This window comes from Staphylococcus sp. EG-SA-2, from assembly GCF_017152085.1.
Genome location: NZ_JACYHC010000554.1, coordinates 1 through 18173 on the forward strand (window position 1 = coordinate 1; position 18173 = coordinate 18173).

Here is an 18173-nt window from a genome sequence, read left to right on the forward strand (position 1 = left end):
CTTTGATAAAAAAGGGAATATCAATAAATTTGGTAGCATAACAATTGACAATAACAATTCAATTTATAGAATAATATTCCATATTGAAAAAGGAAGAATTCGTTATGAAAAGCTATAAGTGTAAAGGTTCATTCTTAATAGATAGTATGGCTGGATTTTTGCTAATTGGATTGATTACATTACTATTGATACCAATGATGAATCAAATGCAAGCGAGTATAAACCATAAACTACAAACAATTGATGCTTCTAAAGTAATTTTGACGACTGTATCTAAAATTAATAAAGAAGAACTTAAGAAGGGGGTAACTATAGGGAAGTATGATATTAAGCAAAGTGACCAACAAATTTGTGCTATTTCAAAAAATACCACTTCTTATCAAAAGACATGTATACAGTATTAATGTCAAAGCTTTTTCGCTCATTGAAATGTTAGTAGCGATGATGGTTATAAGTATAACTTTACTAATTGTTCCAGACTTAATTAGACTTAGTAAAACTTTTCTAATTGAAAGTAGGGATTTAACAACTGTAGATTTCGAATTTTTCTCAAGAGATATTCTAGATGATTTTAAAGGAGTAGATAGAAACGATATTGAAATTAGGCAACACCGTATCATTTTACATAAAGGTGAAGAAATGATCGAATACAAATTAATTAATAATAAAATTATTAAAGTTGTAAATGACAGAGGAAATATAACAATGATTAATAATGTTACAGCATTTACTGCAAATATCTACTATAAATCCATTATTAAAATAACGATAACAGTTAAAGTCGGTACAAATGTGCAGACTAAAACTATTTATGTATAACTTACTAGTATTTAAATGAGTACCATTAAAAAGGATGTGAAATAATTTATTAATTTTGATTTATATAAAGAAAAAGGATATGTAACTCCGTTCTTATTGATGCTAACAGCAATTTATTTTTCCATTTTCACTTTTTATATCAGTCAATATAGTTTAAAATTAAAGACATTATATAATATTGAAACTGACTATAACTATAAGATTGTTTTGTTATTGAAAGAAGGGAAAACGCATGAATCATGATAAATCACCAATAATTTTAATTGGTTTCATGGGTACCGGTAAATCTACGATTGGTAAATACGTTGCAGATGAGCAAAATTTATCATTTATTGATATAGATTCATATATCGAAGAGAAGTATAAGTTAACAATACCAGAAATATTTAGTAAACATGGTGAACAATATTTCAGGAATTTAGAGTTCACATGTTTGCAAGAATGTATTAACACTGCAGATATAATTGCTACTGGTGGTGGTATTATTGAAAGTGAAGAGGCATTTAATTTTTTGAAAAATCAAAAAAACATTATTTGGTTAGATTGTAATATTGATATTATATATAGTCGAATCAATGATGACCCACATCGACCTAATGCAAATAATAAGACAATCAAGCAGTTAAATGACTTGTATTGCTCGCGGATTTTAAGATATAATGAAATCGCATTCAAGAAATTTGATAGTCATTTGCTATCAATTTCAGAAATATATTATGAATTGCTAAATTTAATAAAAGCGAGTGATCAGTATTAGAGAGAATAGAGCGTTAAGACTCTATCGCCGAAGGTGCAAGTAATTTATTACGAAACTCTCAGGCAAAAGGATAATACTGTAACGCGTTCCTGAATTGGTGATTTATAAACAGGGTAGCGATTGCTATCCTGTTTTTATAATTTTAAGGGGGTATTTCAATGTCAAGTGATTTAAAACAAACACCTTTATATCAAAATTATGTTGATAGAGGTGCAAAAATTGTGGAATTCGGAGGATGGGCGATGCCTGTTCAATTTTCAAGTATTAAAGAGGAGCATAATGCTGTTCGATACGAAATTGGCCTGTTTGATGTTAGTCATATGGGTGAAATTGAAGTAACAGGTAAAGATGCTAGTCAGTTTGTGCAATATTTATTATCAAATGATACTGATAATTTAACTACTTCAAAAGCATTATATACTGCTTTATGTAATGAAGAAGGCGGTATTATTGATGATTTAGTAATATATAAATTAGCTGACGACAATTATTTATTAGTTGTTAATGCTGCTAATACTGAAAAAGATTTTAATTGGATTTTAAAACACAAAGAGAAATTTGATGTTGAAGTACAAAATGTATCAAACCAATATGGTCAATTAGCAATACAAGGACCAAAAGCTAGAGATTTAATTAATCAATTAGTTGATGAAGATGTAACTGAAATGAAAATGTTTGAATTTAAACAGGGTGTCAAATTATTTGGAGCAAACGTCATTTTATCTCAGTCAGGTTACACAGGTGAAGATGGGTTTGAAATTTATTGTAATATCGATGATACTGAAAAAATTTGGGATGGTTTATTAGAGTATAATGTTATGCCATGTGGGTTAGGCGCTCGTGATACATTAAGATTAGAGGCTGGATTGCCATTACATGGACAAGATTTAACTGAATCAATTACACCATATGAAGGTGGTATCGCTTTTGCAAGTAAACCATTAATTGATGCTGATTTTATTGGTAAATCTGTATTAAAAGATCAAAAAGAAAATGGTGCACCAAGAAGAACAGTGGGATTAGAATTACTTGAAAAAGGAATTGCAAGAACTGGTTATGAAGTTATGGATTTAGATGGAAATATTATTGGAGAAGTAACTTCAGGAACACAGTCTCCATCATCAGGAAAATCAATTGCACTTGCAATGATAAAAAGAGATGAGTTTGAAATGGGTAGAGAGTTGCTTGTTCAAGTTCGTAAGCGTCAATTAAAAGCGAAAATTGTTAAGAAAAATCAAATTGATAAATAATTAAAAAGGGGTGTGCATTGTGAGTCATCGTTATATACCTTTAACTGAAAAAGACAAGCAAGAAATGTTACAAACAATTGGTGCAAAATCTATAGGAGAATTATTCGGTGATGTACCAAGTGACATTTTATTAAATAGAGATTTAAATATTGCTGAAGGCGAAGCGGAAACAACGTTACTTAGAAGATTAAATCGCATTGCAAGCAAGAATATCACTAAAGAAACGCATACATCATTTTTGGGTGCTGGTGTTTATGATCATTACGCGCCATCAGTTGTGGATGCTATGATTTCAAGATCAGAATTTTACACAGCATATACGCCATATCAACCGGAAATTTCTCAAGGTGAATTACAAGCCATTTTTGAGTTCCAAACTTTAATTTGTGAATTAACAGATATGGATGTAGCAAATTCTTCTATGTATGATGGGATGACTAGCTTTGCTGAAGCATGTATCTTAGCATTTAGTCAAACAAAGAAAAATAAAATTGTAGTCTCAAAAGGTTTACATTATCAAGCATTACAAGTACTTCATACTTATGCTAAGACGCGTAAGGAATTCGAAGTAGTGGAAATCGATTTAGATGGCACTGTTACAGATTTGAAAAAATTAGAAGCAGCAGTGGATGATGAAACAGCAGCTGTTGCAGTACAATATCCAAACTTTTACGGTTCAATTGAAGATCTTGAAAAGATTCAAAGCTTTATTGAAGATAAAAAAGCATTATTTATCGTATATGCAAATCCATTAGCATTGGGATTACTTACACCTCCAGGTTCATTTGGTGCAGATATTGTTGTAGGTGATACTCAGCCATTCGGAATTCCTGCTCAATTCGGTGGGCCACATTGTGGATATTTTGCAACGACGAAAAAGTTAATGCGTAAAGTGCCAGGTAGATTAGTCGGTCAAACACAAGATGATGAAGGTAATCGTGGCTTTGTATTAACATTACAAGCACGTGAACAACATATTCGACGCGATAAAGCGACATCTAATATTTGTTCTAACCAAGCATTAAATGCTTTAGCGTCATCAATTGCAATGTCAGCACTTGGTAAACAAGGTATCTATGATATTGCAGTTCAAAATATAGAACATGCTAACTATGCTAAACAACAATTTATTAAAAAAGGTTTTGAAGTATTAGATGGTACATCTTTCAATGAGTTTGTAGTCAAATTTGACAAACCAATTCAACAAGTTAACGAGGAATTAGTGAAGTACAATATTATCGGTGGTTTTGATTTAGGTGTTGTTTCAGACGACTTTAAAAATCACATGTTAATAGCTGTAACTGAATTAAGAACAAAAGATGAAATCGATACATTTGTAGAAAAGGCTGGTGAGTTAAATGACTAGTAAATCAAGTCCATTAATTTTTGAAAGATCTCGTGAAGGCAGATATGCATATTCATTACCAAAAAGTGATATTAAAACAAATTCTGTTGAGTCATTGTTAGATGATAAATTTATTCGTAAAAACAAAGCGGAGTTTCCTGAAGTTGCTGAACTAGACTTAGTACGTCATTATACTGAACTTTCAAATAAAAATTTCGGTGTAGACAACGGATTTTATCCATTGGGTTCATGTACGATGAAGTATAATCCTAAAATTAATGAAAAGGTTGCTAGAATACCAGGATTCAGTGAATCACATCCATTACAAGATGAAGACCAAGTTCAAGGTTCATTAGAAATTATTTATAGTTTGCAAGAAGAATTAAAAGAAATTACTGGTATGGATGAGGTAACATTACAACCAGCTGCTGGTGCACATGGTGAATGGACTGCATTGATGATATTTAAAGCTTATCATGAGAATAATGGTGAAGGTCATCGTGATGAAGTCATTGTGCCAGATTCTGCGCATGGTACGAATCCAGCCTCAGCTTCATTTGCAGGATTTAAATCAGTTACTGTAAAATCAAACGAACGTGGCGAAGTTGATATTGATGACTTGAAACGTGTTGTAAATGAAAATACAGCAGCTATTATGTTAACTAATCCAAATACTTTAGGTATTTTCGAAAAAAACATTATGGAAATCCGTGAAATCGTCCATAATGCTGGTGGTCTATTATATTATGATGGTGCGAATTTAAACGCTATTATGGACAAAGTTCGCCCAGGAGATATGGGATTTGATGCTGTTCATTTAAACTTGCATAAAACATTTACTGGTCCACATGGTGGCGGCGGTCCTGGTTCAGGTCCAGTCGGTGTAGTAAAAGAACTAGCAAGTTACTTACCAAAGCCAATGGTTATTAAAGATGGCGACAAATTTAAATATGATAATGACATTAAAAATTCTATCGGACGTGTAAAACCATTTTATGGTAACTTTGGTATTTACTTAAGAGCTTATACGTATATTCGAACTATGGGAGCAACTGGACTTAAAGAGGTTTCGGAAGCAGCGGTTCTTAATGCGAATTATATTAAAGCACGTTTATCTGAACACTTTGAAATACCTTATAAACAATATTGTAAACATGAGTTTGTGTTAAGTGGTGTGCGTCAAAAAGAATTTGGTGTACGTACTTTAGACATGGCTAAGCGATTATTAGATTTCGGTGTACATCCACCAACAATATACTTCCCATTAAATGTTGAAGAAGGTATGATGATTGAACCGACTGAGACAGAGTCTAAAGAAACACTTGATTATTTTATCGATACATTAATTAGTATTGCTGAAGAAGCTAAAAATGATCCTGATAAAGTGCTAGAAGCACCACATACAACTGTGATTGATCGATTAGACGAAGCTACAGCTGCTCGTAAACCAATATTAAAGTTTGAAAATCTTAAACAGGAAAAATAAAGTATTAAACACATATTCCGAGAATTATTATTCTAACTTTGTATGAAGATTTAAGGATAATGGTTTCAAAATCAATTGAAAAAGACAATTTCTATTTGAACAAGAAAAATAAACCGAAGTAATAACTCTTAGGGTTTGGTATTATTCTTTCATAGAAATTGTCTTTTCATTTTTTAGATTGCGGTAATTGAATCGTATTGAAAATGAGCTGAACTTTCTTTATTATGCTGAAACTAAGTTTAATGATCAGTGAAGCTAGAGAAATATAGTAACAGACTTTGTTAAAAAATTAAAATCTGAGTATTGTTATTGATGATCAATTAACACTCAGATTTTATTAAATCGTATATTAAATTTACAAAAACTATTTTTTAGACTTTATTTTTCCAGTCCATTTTTTATAGCCGCCTTTTAACATATAGATATCTGTATATCCATTCTTTTTCAAAATACGAGCGGCTCTATAGCTAGCAATCCCATTGGCATCACATAAGTATACCGGTTGATCTTTTCTTAATCCTTGGAATCGTTGCCTGAACATTGTCATAGGAATATTGCGAGACCCATTAATGTGACCGTAGTCATAGTCAACTTTCTCTCTAACATCGATGACTTGAGCTTTTCTAATCCCATTATGGAATTCATTTTGATCTAATTCTTTAACAGCTCGCTTGTTAAGAATTTGTTGAACAATCATATAAGCAATAATTGCTATAACTAAAATTATTGCGATGTACAAACTAGCACTCATCTTGCATCCTCCCTAATTAAACGATAATATAATTATAAGACTGTTAGGTCAAATTATCAAAATATTTCACTAAAGAATTGCAATTATTATTCATTTAGTTAAATTGATTAATTAGCGAATCAAATATTATACATTTTGCTGATAGGAGTTCTTGAATATGACTGAAACTTGGAATTTTATTAATACAGGAAGTAAAGACCCATATTATAATATGGCAATGGATGAAGCGTTATTAAATTTTGTCTCTAGAGGTGAAATTGATCCAGTTATACGTTTTTACACATGGAATCCTGCAACATTATCAATAGGGTATTTCCAAAGGCTACAAAAAGAAATTGATATTGATAAGGTTAAAGAGAAAGGTTTTGGTCTCGTAAGGCGTCAAACTGGTGGCCGTGGGGTGCTACATGATAAAGAGTTAACTTACAGTGTGATTGTGCCTGAATCGCATCCGAATATGCCTTCTACAGTTACAGAAGCGTACAGAGTGATTTCACAAGGATTATTAGAAGGATTTAAAAACTTAGGATTTGATACTTATTTTGCGGTACCTAAAACGCCTGAAGAGCGTCAAAAATTAAAACAACCTCGAAGTTCAGTGTGTTTTGATGCACCAAGTTGGTATGAGCTAGTTGTTGAAGGCCGTAAGATTGCTGGGAGTGCTCAAACGAGACAAAAGGGCGTAATCCTCCAACACGGTTCGATTTTACAAGATATTGATATTGATGAACTGTTTGATATGTTTATTTATAAAAATGAAAGATTAAAATTAAAAATGAAAGAGGCATTCGTTGAAAAAGCAGTTGCCATCAATGATATTTCAGATGAACACATTACTATTAGTCAAATGGAAGAAGCTTTCGAGAAAGGTTTTAAGAAAGGTTTAAATATAGAATTAAAGCCACTTGAATTAACAGAAGCTCAATTGGCAGAAGTGGAAGAATTAACTGAAAAATATCGTTCAGATGAATGGATGTTTAGAAAGTAGTTTTTAGAATAAAAAATGGAAGCACGTAGACTATTTTACCTACAAGTGCTTCCGTTTTTTTATCTATTTTCTTCTTTGATTTCTTTTATACTTACGCATTGCTTTGCGATATTTGCGTTGGTCTTCAGTTAAGATGAAGAAATAATAAATCAGATAAATAATACCAGCTATTACAGCAAAGCTGATTAACATTCTGACGATTGAAAAAATAAAGGCATCTAGATTCATTACTAATCCAATCGCAGCAATAATAAGTACAAGATAAAATATTATATTACGCATTAAAAGACTCCTATCATGATTTTGCATTTAAGTTTAATTTTGACAACGCTTGTTGTCCTTTTGTAAGTTGTTTTTTATCTTTATTTTGATAGCCATTTTTAATATCATCAAATGCATGATTCAAATCAGAGTTTAATTTATCGATATTTTTAGACGTTTTTTTATCATCATCACTAAGTGATAAACCATCGATAGCATCTTTGTATGAAGTGTGAGCACTTTGAATATCATTAGAAATTTGATTTAATTTCGATTGAACATTCTTATCGCCTTTGTTTTTACTTACATCTTTCTCAATATCGTTATAGGATTTCAAAGCTTTAGCAACTTTGTCGTAGTATGTTGATGTAACATTCATCAATTTAATTTTCGTATTATTAGATGCAGTTTTTTTACTGTTTTCTTTATCCTTTTCAAGCCCTTTAATTTTAGATTTAGAATCACTAATTTGTTGATTAAGTTCTTGAATATCTAGTTTGAGTTGATGATTATCTTCTCTTAAATCTGTTGTTTTTTCTTCTAATGGTGCTAAATTTTGTGATCCACATCCAGCTAACAATAATGTTGCGCCAACAATTGAAACCAATTTTTTCATTACTATCTCCCTAAAATCAATATCTATTATTTTTTATCCTTATTATGATATTATTTTAATGTATAAAGTTGAAATGCACAAACGTTTCACTAGGAGGTAATAAGATGAGCAGAATAACACAAGTGCATCGTATTTTAGAACAAAAACATTTAGATGCGATTATCATTCTTTCGGATTACAATAGAAGATATTTATCAGGTTTTACTGGTACCAGTGGAGCACTTATCATATCTAAAGATAAACAATATTTGATAACAGACTTTAGATATATTGATCAAGCAACTAAGCAGGCGCCAAATTATGAAATTATTAATCGTAAATCTACTATTATTGGTGAGATTAAAGAATTGCTACACCAAGAAAATTTTGAAAATATAGGTTTTGAGGGGCATCATGTAAGTTATGATACATACCTTGAATTAAATAAAAGCCGTATATCATTAATAAGCATTTCTAATACTGTAGATAAAATTAGAGACGTCAAAGATGTTGACGAAATTGCTTTAATTCAAAAAGCAGCTAATATTGTTGATGAAACATATGAATATATTTTAACTGTTGTAAAAGCAGGTATGACTGAAAAAGAATTAAAGGCAATATTAGAAAGTAAAATGCTAGAATTAGGAGCAGATGGACCATCATTTGATACGATTGTAGCATCTGGTCATAGAGGTGCATTACCACATGGTGTTGCAAGTGATAAAATTATTGAAAAAGGCGACATGATTACATTAGATTTTGGCGCGTATTATAACGGCTATTGTTCAGATATTACTAGAACATTTGCTATTGGAGAACCAGATCCTAAACTGAAAGAAATATATCAAATAGTACTTGAATCTCAAATGAAAGCAATTAATGAGATTAGACCTGGCATGACTGGTGCAGAAGCTGATGCCATTTCAAGAAACTATTTAGAGTCAAAAGGGTATGGAAAAGAATTTGGACATTCACTAGGACATGGTATTGGTTTAGAAATCCATGAAGGGCCAATGCTGGCTCGTACGATACAAGATAAACTTCAAGTTAACAACTGTGTTACAGTAGAACCTGGTGTTTATATAGAAGGTTTGGGCGGTATAAGAATAGAAGATGATATTTTAATTACAGAAAATGGTTGTCAAGTCTTTACTAAATGCACAAAAGACCTTATAGTTTTAACATAAGCGTGTAAAATGAGGAGGAAACTGAATGATTTCGGTTAATGATTTTAAAACAGGTTTAACAATTTCTGTTGATAACGCTATTTGGAAAGTTATAGACTTCCAACATGTAAAGCCTGGTAAAGGTTCAGCATTCGTTCGTTCAAAATTACGTAATTTAAGAACTGGTGCAATTCAAGAGAAAACGTTTAGAGCTGGTGAAAAAGTTGAACCAGCAATGATTGAAAATCGTCGCATGCAATATTTATATGCTGACGGAGATAATCATGTATTTATGGATAATGAAAGCTTTGAACAAACAGAACTTTCAAGTGATTACTTAAAAGAAGAATTGAATTACTTAAAAGAAGGTATGGAAGTACAAATTCAAACATACGAAGGTGAAACTATCGGTGTTGAATTACCTAAAACTGTTGAATTAACAGTAACTGAAACAGAACCTGGTATTAAAGGTGATACTGCAACTGGTGCCACTAAATCGGCAACTGTTGAAACTGGTTATACATTAAATGTACCTTTATTTGTAAACGAAGGTGACGTTTTAATTATCAACACTGGTGATGGAAGCTACATTTCAAGAGGATAATCTCTAATTTGTTAACAAATAGCTTGTATTCACTATACTGATTTAACGTAAGATATTCTAAATAAGTCTCATAAAGCTATTGCCTAAAATGATTATAGGTTATATGCTGATATGAGGCTTTTTATTTTTAAAATAATTTTTAAAATATAAAACGAATCGTCTAATTGGTAGTGAAAAAACATAGACATGAGTAAAGGTATATATCTACATATCATATTGTTGAGGATAAAACATAATAGCTAATAAAAATAACATTGATATGTTTAACTGAATGCATAAAATTTTTAATCAAGAGTTAAGATGAGTCAATGTTAAGTAATAAATACACAAGTGTTTTTAATTTAAAATGTGGTTTTATTATAACTTTGGGATAGACTTATAATGTCGCCAGCAATATGAACATGCTTGAATTGAAGAGTTGTCTCAAGTAAAATAGACGGGTAGATGAAAACAAACTGAAGGAGTCAGTAATAATGAACTTTAAAGAAATCAAAGAATTAATTGAAATTCTGGATAAATCAACTTTAACGGAAATCAATATTGAAGATACTAAAGGCAAAGTGACGCTTAAGAAAGAAAAAGAAACTGAGATTATCACGCCACAAATCTCACAAATGCCAGTTGAAGCTGCGGCAATGCCTATGCCTCAAGCACAATCAACTGATAGCAATAAAACTGAAGCTCCAAAGCCAACTTCAGATAATCACAAAACAATTAATGCACCTATGGTAGGTACATTTTACAAATCGCCATCTCCAGACGAAGAAGCATATGTGCAAGTTGGGGACACTGTTTCAAATGAAACAACAGTGTGTATTTTAGAGGCAATGAAACTATTTAATGAAATTCAAGCAGAAATTTCAGGTGAAATTGTTGAAATCTTAGTAGAAGACGGACAAATGGTAGAGTATGGCCAACCGTTATTTAAGGTGAAATAATGAAAAAGGTTTTAATTGCAAACCGCGGTGAAATCGCAGTTAGGATTATTCGCGCTTGTCGTGATTTAGGCATCCAAACTGTTGCAATCTATTCTGAAGGGGATAAAGATGCGCTACATACTCAAATTGCTGATGAAGCATATTGCGTAGGTCCCACTTTGTCTAAAGATTCATATTTAAATATTCCGAACATCTTATCTATTGCAACTTCTACAGGTTGTGATGGCGTTCATCCGGGTTATGGCTTTTTAGCTGAAAATGCTGACTTTGCAGAATTATGCGAAGCATGCCAATTGAAGTTCATTGGACCAAGTTATCAATCTATCCAAAAAATGGGTATCAAAGATGTTGCTAAGGCAGAAATGATCAAAGCCAATGTTCCAGTTGTTCCTGGTAGTGACGGTTTAATGAAAGACGTCTCAGAAGCTAAGAAAATCGCTAAGAAAATTGGCTATCCGGTCATCATTAAAGCTACTGCTGGTGGTGGCGGAAAAGGTATCCGTGTTGCTCGTGATGAAAAAGAACTTGAAACTGGCTTCCGAATGACAGAACAAGAAGCTCAAACTGCATTTGGTAATGGTGGACTTTATATGGAGAAATTCATCGAAAACTTCCGCCATATTGAAATCCAAATTGTTGGGGACAGCTATGGTAATGTAATTCATTTAGGAGAACGTGATTGTACAATTCAAAGACGTATGCAGAAATTAGTGGAAGAAGCACCTTCCCCAATTTTAGATGATGAAACACGTCGTGAAATGGGAAATGCCGCAGTTCGTGCAGCGAAAGCTGTAAATTATGAAAATGCGGGAACAATTGAGTTTATATATGATTTAAATGATAATAAATTTTATTTTATGGAAATGAATACACGTATTCAAGTAGAACATCCTGTAACTGAAATGGTAACAGGAATTGATTTAGTTAAATTACAATTACAAGTTGCTATGGGTGACGTGTTACCGTATAAACAAGAAGATATTAAATTAACAGGACACGCAATTGAATTTAGAATTAATGCTGAAAATCCTTACAAGAACTTTATGCCATCACCAGGTAAAATTGAGCAATATCTTGCACCAGGTGGATATGGTGTTCGAATAGAGTCAGCATGTTATACTAATTATACGATACCGCCATATTATGATTCGATGGTAGCGAAATTAATCATACATGAACCGACACGAGATGAAGCGATTATGGCTGGCATTCGTGCATTAAGTGAATTTGTGGTTCTTGGTATTGATACAACTATTCCATTCCATATTAAATTATTGAATAACGATATATTTAGAAGCGGTAAATTTAATACAAACTTTTTAGAGCAAAATAGCATTATGAATGATGAAGGTTAATAGGAGGTCAATCCATGGTCAAAGTAACTGATTATTCAAATTCAAAATTAGGTAAAGTAGAAATAGCGCCAGAAGTGCTATCTGTTATTGCAAGTATAGCTACTTCGGAAGTCGAAGGCATCACTGGCCATTTTGCTGAATTAAAAGAAACAAATTTAGAAAAAGTTAGTCGTAAAAATTTAAGCCGTGATTTAAAAATCGAGAGTAAAGAAGATGGCATATATATAGATGTATATTGTGCATTAAAACATGGTGTTAATATTTCAAAAACTGCAAACAAAATTCAAACGTCAATTTTTAATTCAATTTCTAATATGACAGCGATAGAACCTAAGCAAATTAATATTCACATTACACAAATCGTTATTGAAAAGTAATGTCATACCTAATTCAGTAATTAAATAAAGAAAAATACAAACGTTTGAAGGAGTTAAAAATGAGTCGTAAAGAATCCCGAGTGCAAGCTTTTCAAACTTTATTTCAATTAGAAATGAAGGACAGTGATTTAACGATAAATGAAGCGATAAGTTTTATTAAAGACGATAATCCAGATTTAGACTTTGAATTTATTCATTGGCTAGTTTCTGGCGTTAAAGATCACGAACCTGTATTAGACGAGACAATTAGTCCTTATTTAAAAGATTGGACTATTGCACGTTTATTAAAAACGGATCGTATTATTTTAAGAATGGCAACATATGAAATATTACACAGTGATACACCTGCTAAAGTCGTAATGAATGAAGCAGTTGAATTAACAAAACAATTCAGTGATGATGATCATTATAAATTTATAAATGGTGTATTGAGTAATATAAAAAAATAAAATTGAGTGATGTTATATGTCAGATTATTTAAGTGTTTCAGCTTTAACGAAATATATTAAATATAAATTTGATCAAGATCCACATCTCCAATCTGTATTGATTAAAGGTGAGCTTTCAAATTTCAAAAAGCATTCAAGTGGTCATTTATACTTTAATGTGAAAGATAAAGAAAGCGTTATAAGTGCCATGATGTTCAAAGGTAGTGCTTCTAAATTAAACTTCGAACCTAAAGAAGGAGATGAAGTCTTATTAGAAGCACGTGTTTCTGTTTTTGAACGTCGTGGAAACTATCAAATTTATGTAAATAAAATGCAATTAGATGGTATAGGGAACTTATATCAAAAATTAGAAGCATTAAAGAAAAAATTAACTGAAGAAGGTTGTTTTGATAAAGCGAATAAGAAATCAATACCTAAGTTTCCTAAAAAAATTGCAGTTTTAACAGCGAGTACAGGTGCCGCAATTCGAGATATCCATTCAACGATAAATAGTCGTTTTCCATTAGCTGAACAAATACAAATTAGTACTTTGGTTCAAGGTGAAAAAGCAAAAGACGACATTATTGAAAAAATTGAATATGCAGATAGTTTAGGTGTAGATACCATTATTGTAGGTCGAGGTGGTGGATCCATAGAAGATTTATGGAATTTCAACGAAGAAGCTGTCGTCCGTGCAATATATAATTGTAAGACACCGATTATATCAGCAGTAGGTCATGAAACAGACTTTACATTAAGTGATTTTGCTGCAGACATCAGAGCTGCGACTCCAACTCAAGCTGCTGTTATTGCAACACCAGACCAATATGAATTGCTGCAACAAATACAGCAATATCAGTTTACATTGACTCGTTTCATCAAGAAACATTTAGAACAACAACGTAAACATGTTGAACATTTGTCATCGTATTACAAGTTTAAACAACCAACTTTATTGTATGATCAACAGATACAACGTCGAGATGATTTAGAAAAGAGACTGAAACAACAAATTCAGGCAACTTTTGAACAACAGAGACATCGATTAATGCTGTTGCAACAACGTTATAATTTAAAAGCATTACTAAGTAGTGTTAATCAAGAACAACAAAATAATCTTCAATTGACAAACCAACTTGTTAAATTATTGAATTCTAAGATATTAAGTTATAAAAATGATTTGAAAAATAAAGTAGAAAACTTAAACAATTTAAGTCCAACTAATACAATGTTGCGTGGATATGCAATTGTTAATAAAAAAGACGAAGTCATTACGAGTACTAAAGATTTAACAGAAAATGATCAATTGACGTTAACAATGAAAGATGGCTTAGTAGATGCAAAAGTTACGAAAGTAAGGTGTAATAATGACTAAAGAAACGCAAAGTTTTGAAGAAATGATGCAAGAATTAGAGCAAATTGTTCAAAAATTAGATAATGAAACAGTATCTTTAGAGGAATCATTAGATTTATATCAACGTGGTATGAAACTATCAGCAGCTTGTGACACAACTTTAAAAAATGCCGAAAAAAAGGTGAATGACTTAATAAAAGAAGAAGCTGAGGATGTAAAAAATGACGAATCTACCGATGAATAAATTAATAGATGAAGTCAATAATGAATTATCGGTTGCGATAAATAAATCAGTAATGGATACTCAGCTAGAAGAAAGCATGTTGTATTCATTAAATGCTGGAGGTAAACGCATCCGACCAGTTCTGTTATTACTCACTTTAGATTCACTAAATACCGAGTATGAGTTAGGTGTGAAGAGCGCAATTGCACTAGAAATGATTCATACATATTCACTTATTCATGATGACCTACCAGCGATGGATAATGATGATTATCGACGAGGGAAATTAACAAATCATAAAGTATATGGTGAGTGGACTGCGATATTAGCAGGTGATGCTTTATTAACTAAAGCATTTGAACTTATTTCAAGTGATGATAGATTAACTGATGAAGTAAAAATAAAAGTTCTACAACGGCTGTCAATAGCAAGTGGTCATGTTGGAATGGTCGGCGGTCAAATGTTAGATATGCAAAGCGAAGGCCAACCAATTGATCTTGAAACTTTGGAAATGATACACAAAACAAAAACAGGAGCATTATTAACTTTTGCGGTTATGAGTGCAGCAGATATCGCTAATGTCGATGATGCAACTAAAGAACATTTAGAAAGTTATAGTTATCATTTAGGTATGATGTTCCAGATTAAAGATGATTTATTAGACTGCTATGGTGATGAAGCAAAGTTAGGTAAAAAAGTGGGCAGCGATCTTGAAAATAATAAAAGTACGTACGTGAGTTTATTAGGGAAAGATGGCGCAGAAGATAAATTGACTTATCATAGAGACGCAGCAGTGGATGAACTAACGCAAATTGATGAACAATTCAATACAAAACACTTATTAGAAATCGTTGATTTATTTTATAGCAGGGATCACTAAAAGCAAATATATCGATTAGCAACAATTGTAAAGTTTGAAATGTCTCAAAAGGCATATTCAACTGACGTTGTTTGTTAATCGATTTTTCTCATGTTGAAACTTAAAATTATGTTGAAGACTTTCATTTAAAAAATAGAATTTTCAATTTCTATACGACAATATTCGTATCTGTGACATCAATGTGATTTTAATTAAATATGTTCAAACAATTGACGCTTATTAAATCTAATAATTAGCAAGTTTATTACACATATATTCATTTTTATACATATTTTAAGCAATTGTTATGCGTAATATGAAAAATATTTATAAATAGATAACCAAGATAGATAAACCATGTTTACCCTTTTTACGTAAAGGTGTTTAGTAGTCGTAAATCAGTGCATGTGTTAAAATAAATGTATAAATATTCGTAATCAGAGGTGTTTACTGTGCCCAAAAAATCGGTTAGGCATATAAAAATTAGAGAAATTATTTCAAATGAACAGATAGAGACACAAGATGAATTAGTTAAACGATTAAACGATTATGATTTAAATGTCACTCAAGCAACTGTTTCTCGTGATATTAAAGAACTACAACTTATTAAAGTACCTATACCTTCAGGTCAATATGTTTATAGTTTACCAAATGATAGAAAATTCCATCCTTTAGAAAAATTGGGACGTTATTTAATGGATTCCTTTGTTAATATAGATGGTACTGATAATTTACTTGTTCTAAAAACATTACCTGGTAATGCACAATCTATTGGAGCTATATTAGACCAAATCAATTGGGAAGAAGTACTAGGCACAATTTGTGGTGATGATACTTGTTTAATTATTTGTCGAAGCAAAGAGGCAAGTGATGAAATCAAGTCAAGAATTTTCAATTTGTTATAAGGATGCGATGAGTTTATGTTACAAACCTTATCAATCAAGCAATTTGCTATTATTGAAGAATTAGAAATTCAATTTTCTGATGGTTTAACTGTTTTAAGTGGTGAAACGGGTTCAGGTAAGTCAATTATTATAGATGCAATTGGACAATTAATTGGAATGAGAGCTTCATCTGATTTTGTAAGACATGGTGAAAAAAAGGCTGTCATCGAAGGTATATTTGATATTGACGAGAGTAAAGATGCTATACATATATTGAAAAATATGGATATTGATGTAGATGAAGATTTTTTATTAGTTAAACGGGAAATTTTTAGCTCTGGTAAAAGTCTTTGTAAAATTAATAATCAAACAGTTACTTTACAAGATTTACGAAAAGTTATGCAAGAATTATTAGATATTCATGGCCAACATGAAACGCAGTCTTTGTTGAAACAAAAATACCATTTAACATTATTGGATAATTACGCAGAATCACGTTATCAAGATTTGTTGGATAAATATCACCAAACTTTTCAAAATTATAAAGCCAAAAAGCAAGAGTTAGAAGATTTAGAATCAGCAGACCAAGCATTGCTGCAGCGTTTAGATTTAATGAAATTCCAATTAGAAGAATTGTCTGAAGCACATCTAAAAGAAGGCGAAATAGAGCAACTTGAAATAGATATTAAACGCATTCAAAACTCTGAAAAATTAAGCTTAGCGCTTAATAACGCACATATGACATTAACGGATGAAAATGCTATCACTGATCGTTTGTATGAACTAAGCAACCATTTGTTAACAATAAACGATATAGTTCCAAATAAATATGACAAATTAAAAGAAGATATTGATCAATTTTATTACATTTTAGAAGATGCAAAACATGAGTTATATGATGAAATGGCTAATACAGAATTCGACGAACAAGTGTTAAACGAGTATGAATCTCGTATGAATTTGCTGAATAATTTAAAACGTAAATATGGAAAAGATATTTCAGAATTAATCGCATATCAAGAAAAGCTTAATAATGAAATCAATAAAATTGAAAACTATGAACAAAGTACATCGCAGTTACGAGAAGAAATAAATGCATTGTATAATCAAGTTATAGAGGTTGGACAAGCGTTATCAAAGCAGCGTCGTATAGTCGCTAGGGAGTTAAGAGACCACATTGTATCGGAAATTCAAAACTTACAAATGAAAGACGCAAATCTTGAGATTTCATTTAAAAAATTAGAAGAACCGAATATTGATGGAATCGAATTTGTAGAATTTTTAATCAGTCCAAATAAAGGGGAACCATTAAAAAGTTTAAATAAAATTGCATCAGGTGGAGAACTTTCTAGAATTATGTTAGCGTTAAAAAGTATTTTTGTTAAATCGAGAGGTCAAACTGCAATTTTATTCGATGAGGTTGACTCAGGTGTATCTGGACAAGCCGCACAAAAAATGGCAGAGAAAATGCGAGATATAGCAGAATATATACAAGTTATTTGTATTTCTCACTTGCCACAAGTTGCATCGATGAGCGACCATCATTTATTAATTTCGAAGTCATCAAAAGATGATCGTACAACAACACAAGTTCAAGAGTTAATTGGCGATGATAAAGTAGATGAAATTGCACGAATGATTTCAGGTGCAAGTGTTACTGATTTAACTCGAGAAAATGCAAGAGAAATGATACAACACAATCAAAGACGTAGATAATTTCCAAAGTGTGTTGA

General features: G+C 31.5%; 22 protein-coding genes, 1 pseudogene and 1 riboswitch. Of the genes and pseudogenes, 20 read left to right on the forward strand and 3 right to left on the reverse strand.

Features of this window, described 5'->3' with window-relative positions:
* The 8 genes and pseudogenes from IDG60_RS09355 to gcvPB form a co-directional block, all read left to right on the forward strand.
* Positions 1–118, forward strand: a pseudogene (locus IDG60_RS09355) (competence type IV pilus minor pilin ComGD); the annotation flags it as partial.
* Complete coding sequence (locus IDG60_RS09360) at positions 105–404, forward strand: hypothetical protein (RefSeq protein WP_000844413.1); 300 nt, start codon at positions 105–107, stop codon at positions 402–404. The pseudogene IDG60_RS09355 and the gene IDG60_RS09360, both read left to right, overlap by 14 nt.
* Positions 322–819, forward strand: coding sequence for a competence type IV pilus minor pilin ComGF (locus tag IDG60_RS09365; protein ID WP_001789864.1), 498 nt, complete (start codon positions 322–324; stop codon positions 817–819). The genes IDG60_RS09360 and IDG60_RS09365 overlap by 83 nt, the downstream gene beginning before the upstream one ends.
* Positions 820–915: 96 nt before the next feature.
* Positions 916–1062 carry a hypothetical protein gene (locus IDG60_RS09370; protein WP_001789879.1) on the forward strand — a complete coding sequence of 49 codons (147 nt, stop codon included), beginning with the start codon at positions 916–918 and terminating at the stop codon, positions 1060–1062.
* Positions 1052–1576, forward strand: a complete 525-nt coding sequence (locus IDG60_RS09375; RefSeq protein ID WP_001015120.1) for a shikimate kinase — start codon at positions 1052–1054, stop codon at positions 1574–1576. The genes IDG60_RS09370 and IDG60_RS09375 overlap by 11 nt, the downstream gene beginning before the upstream one ends.
* Positions 1563–1660, forward strand: a riboswitch (glycine riboswitch). (Overlaps the previous gene by 14 nt.)
* A 74-nt stretch (positions 1661–1734) precedes the next feature.
* On the forward strand, positions 1735–2826 hold the full coding sequence (gene gcvT / locus IDG60_RS09380; protein WP_000093349.1) for a glycine cleavage system aminomethyltransferase GcvT: 1092 nt from the start codon (positions 1735–1737) through the stop codon (positions 2824–2826).
* A gap of 19 nt (positions 2827–2845) precedes the next feature.
* The gene (gcvPA, locus tag IDG60_RS09385) at positions 2846–4192 is read left to right on the forward strand and encodes an aminomethyl-transferring glycine dehydrogenase subunit GcvPA (RefSeq protein ID WP_000019691.1); all 1347 of its coding nucleotides are present in this window, start codon (positions 2846–2848) and stop codon (positions 4190–4192) included.
* On the forward strand, positions 4185–5657 hold the full coding sequence (gene gcvPB / locus IDG60_RS09390; protein WP_000202188.1) for an aminomethyl-transferring glycine dehydrogenase subunit GcvPB: 1473 nt from the start codon (positions 4185–4187) through the stop codon (positions 5655–5657). Before gcvPA ends, gcvPB begins: the two co-directional genes overlap by 8 nt.
* A 364-nt stretch (positions 5658–6021) precedes the next feature.
* Here gcvPB and IDG60_RS09395 read toward each other — a convergent pair whose 3' ends face one another.
* Positions 6022–6408 (reverse strand): rhodanese-like domain-containing protein, encoded by a 387-nt coding sequence (locus IDG60_RS09395; RefSeq protein WP_001276571.1) that lies wholly within the window; start codon positions 6406–6408, stop codon positions 6022–6024.
* A gap of 157 nt (positions 6409–6565) precedes the next feature.
* Between IDG60_RS09395 and IDG60_RS09400 the strand changes: the two genes are divergently transcribed.
* Positions 6566–7396, forward strand: a complete 831-nt coding sequence (locus tag IDG60_RS09400) for a lipoate--protein ligase family protein (protein ID WP_000141109.1) — start codon at positions 6566–6568, stop codon at positions 7394–7396.
* A 63-nt stretch (positions 7397–7459) separates the two neighbouring features.
* Here the strand turns inward: IDG60_RS09400 and IDG60_RS09405 are convergent, their stop codons facing one another.
* Positions 7460–7678: an SA1362 family protein gene (locus IDG60_RS09405; RefSeq protein WP_001244298.1), complete on the reverse strand. Its 219-nt coding sequence runs from the start codon at positions 7676–7678 to the stop codon at positions 7460–7462.
* Positions 7679–7691: 13 nt separating this feature from the next.
* Complete coding sequence (locus IDG60_RS09410; protein ID WP_000737686.1) at positions 7692–8273, reverse strand: hypothetical protein; 582 nt, start codon at positions 8271–8273, stop codon at positions 7692–7694.
* A gap of 104 nt (positions 8274–8377) precedes the next feature.
* Here IDG60_RS09410 and IDG60_RS09415 point away from each other — a divergent pair, with 104 nt between their 5' ends.
* From IDG60_RS09415 to recN, 11 genes are all read left to right on the forward strand, one after another.
* On the forward strand, positions 8378–9439 hold the full coding sequence (locus IDG60_RS09415; RefSeq protein WP_000087103.1) for a M24 family metallopeptidase: 1062 nt from the start codon (positions 8378–8380) through the stop codon (positions 9437–9439).
* A 25-nt stretch (positions 9440–9464) separates the two neighbouring features.
* A complete protein-coding gene (gene efp / locus IDG60_RS09420) occupies positions 9465–10022 on the forward strand; it encodes an elongation factor P (protein WP_000626504.1) in 558 nt (185 codons plus the stop codon).
* A gap of 473 nt (positions 10023–10495) precedes the next feature.
* Positions 10496–10960 (forward strand): acetyl-CoA carboxylase biotin carboxyl carrier protein, encoded by a 465-nt coding sequence (gene accB / locus IDG60_RS09425; RefSeq protein WP_001009516.1) that lies wholly within the window; start codon positions 10496–10498, stop codon positions 10958–10960.
* Positions 10960–12315: an acetyl-CoA carboxylase biotin carboxylase subunit gene (gene accC / locus IDG60_RS09430; RefSeq protein WP_000756612.1), complete on the forward strand. Its 1356-nt coding sequence runs from the start codon at positions 10960–10962 to the stop codon at positions 12313–12315. The genes accB and accC overlap by 1 nt, the downstream gene beginning before the upstream one ends.
* A 14-nt stretch (positions 12316–12329) precedes the next feature.
* The gene (locus IDG60_RS09435; RefSeq protein WP_000241588.1) at positions 12330–12692 is read left to right on the forward strand and encodes an Asp23/Gls24 family envelope stress response protein; all 363 of its coding nucleotides are present in this window, start codon (positions 12330–12332) and stop codon (positions 12690–12692) included.
* Between the two features lie 59 nt (positions 12693–12751).
* Positions 12752–13141: a transcription antitermination factor NusB gene (nusB, locus tag IDG60_RS09440; protein WP_000087385.1), complete on the forward strand. Its 390-nt coding sequence runs from the start codon at positions 12752–12754 to the stop codon at positions 13139–13141.
* Positions 13142–13157: 16 nt separating this feature from the next.
* Positions 13158–14495, forward strand: coding sequence for an exodeoxyribonuclease VII large subunit (gene xseA, locus IDG60_RS09445; RefSeq protein WP_001286928.1), 1338 nt, complete (start codon positions 13158–13160; stop codon positions 14493–14495).
* Entirely contained in the window at positions 14488–14718 is a 231-nt protein-coding gene (locus IDG60_RS09450) for an exodeoxyribonuclease VII small subunit (protein WP_000159865.1), read from the forward strand. Before xseA ends, IDG60_RS09450 begins: the two co-directional genes overlap by 8 nt.
* Positions 14696–15577: a polyprenyl synthetase family protein gene (locus IDG60_RS09455; protein ID WP_000183383.1), complete on the forward strand. Its 882-nt coding sequence runs from the start codon at positions 14696–14698 to the stop codon at positions 15575–15577. Before IDG60_RS09450 ends, IDG60_RS09455 begins: the two co-directional genes overlap by 23 nt.
* 431 nt (positions 15578–16008) lie before the next feature.
* Positions 16009–16461, forward strand: a complete 453-nt coding sequence (gene ahrC / locus IDG60_RS09460) for a transcriptional regulator AhrC/ArgR (protein ID WP_001124985.1) — start codon at positions 16009–16011, stop codon at positions 16459–16461.
* 15 nt (positions 16462–16476) lie between these two features.
* Positions 16477–18156, forward strand: a complete 1680-nt coding sequence (gene recN, locus IDG60_RS09465; RefSeq protein WP_000942210.1) for a DNA repair protein RecN — start codon at positions 16477–16479, stop codon at positions 18154–18156.
* Positions 18157–18173: the final 17 nt, after the last annotated feature.

Bases quoted from the DNA above. Each gene is read 5' to 3' on its own strand.
- nusB (WP_000087385.1), top strand. From the start codon at position 12,752: ATGAGTCGTAAAGAATCCCGAGTGCAAGCTTTTCAAACTTTATTTCAA.
- IDG60_RS09410 (WP_000737686.1), bottom strand. From the start codon at position 8,273: ATGAAAAAATTGGTTTCAATTGTTGGCGCAACATTATTGTTAGCTGGA.
- IDG60_RS09450 (WP_000159865.1), top strand. From the start codon at position 14,488: ATGACTAAAGAAACGCAAAGTTTTGAAGAAATGATGCAAGAATTAGAG.
- gcvPB (WP_000202188.1), top strand. From the start codon at position 4,185: ATGACTAGTAAATCAAGTCCATTAATTTTTGAAAGATCTCGTGAAGGC.
- IDG60_RS09395 (WP_001276571.1), bottom strand. From the start codon at position 6,408: ATGAGTGCTAGTTTGTACATCGCAATAATTTTAGTTATAGCAATTATT.
- gcvT (WP_000093349.1), top strand. From the start codon at position 1,735: ATGTCAAGTGATTTAAAACAAACACCTTTATATCAAAATTATGTTGAT.
- IDG60_RS09365 (WP_001789864.1), top strand. From the start codon at position 322: ATGATATTAAGCAAAGTGACCAACAAATTTGTGCTATTTCAAAAAATA.
- IDG60_RS09415 (WP_000087103.1), top strand. From the start codon at position 8,378: ATGAGCAGAATAACACAAGTGCATCGTATTTTAGAACAAAAACATTTA.
- IDG60_RS09360 (WP_000844413.1), top strand. From the start codon at position 105: ATGAAAAGCTATAAGTGTAAAGGTTCATTCTTAATAGATAGTATGGCT.
- recN (WP_000942210.1), top strand. From the start codon at position 16,477: ATGTTACAAACCTTATCAATCAAGCAATTTGCTATTATTGAAGAATTA.
- IDG60_RS09375 (WP_001015120.1), top strand. From the start codon at position 1,052: ATGAATCATGATAAATCACCAATAATTTTAATTGGTTTCATGGGTACC.
- efp (WP_000626504.1), top strand. From the start codon at position 9,465: ATGATTTCGGTTAATGATTTTAAAACAGGTTTAACAATTTCTGTTGAT.
- IDG60_RS09400 (WP_000141109.1), top strand. From the start codon at position 6,566: ATGACTGAAACTTGGAATTTTATTAATACAGGAAGTAAAGACCCATAT.
- IDG60_RS09435 (WP_000241588.1), top strand. From the start codon at position 12,330: ATGGTCAAAGTAACTGATTATTCAAATTCAAAATTAGGTAAAGTAGAA.
- accB (WP_001009516.1), top strand. From the start codon at position 10,496: ATGAACTTTAAAGAAATCAAAGAATTAATTGAAATTCTGGATAAATCA.
- IDG60_RS09455 (WP_000183383.1), top strand. From the start codon at position 14,696: ATGACGAATCTACCGATGAATAAATTAATAGATGAAGTCAATAATGAA.
- accC (WP_000756612.1), top strand. From the start codon at position 10,960: ATGAAAAAGGTTTTAATTGCAAACCGCGGTGAAATCGCAGTTAGGATT.
- IDG60_RS09405 (WP_001244298.1), bottom strand. From the start codon at position 7,678: ATGCGTAATATAATATTTTATCTTGTACTTATTATTGCTGCGATTGGA.
- xseA (WP_001286928.1), top strand. From the start codon at position 13,158: ATGTCAGATTATTTAAGTGTTTCAGCTTTAACGAAATATATTAAATAT.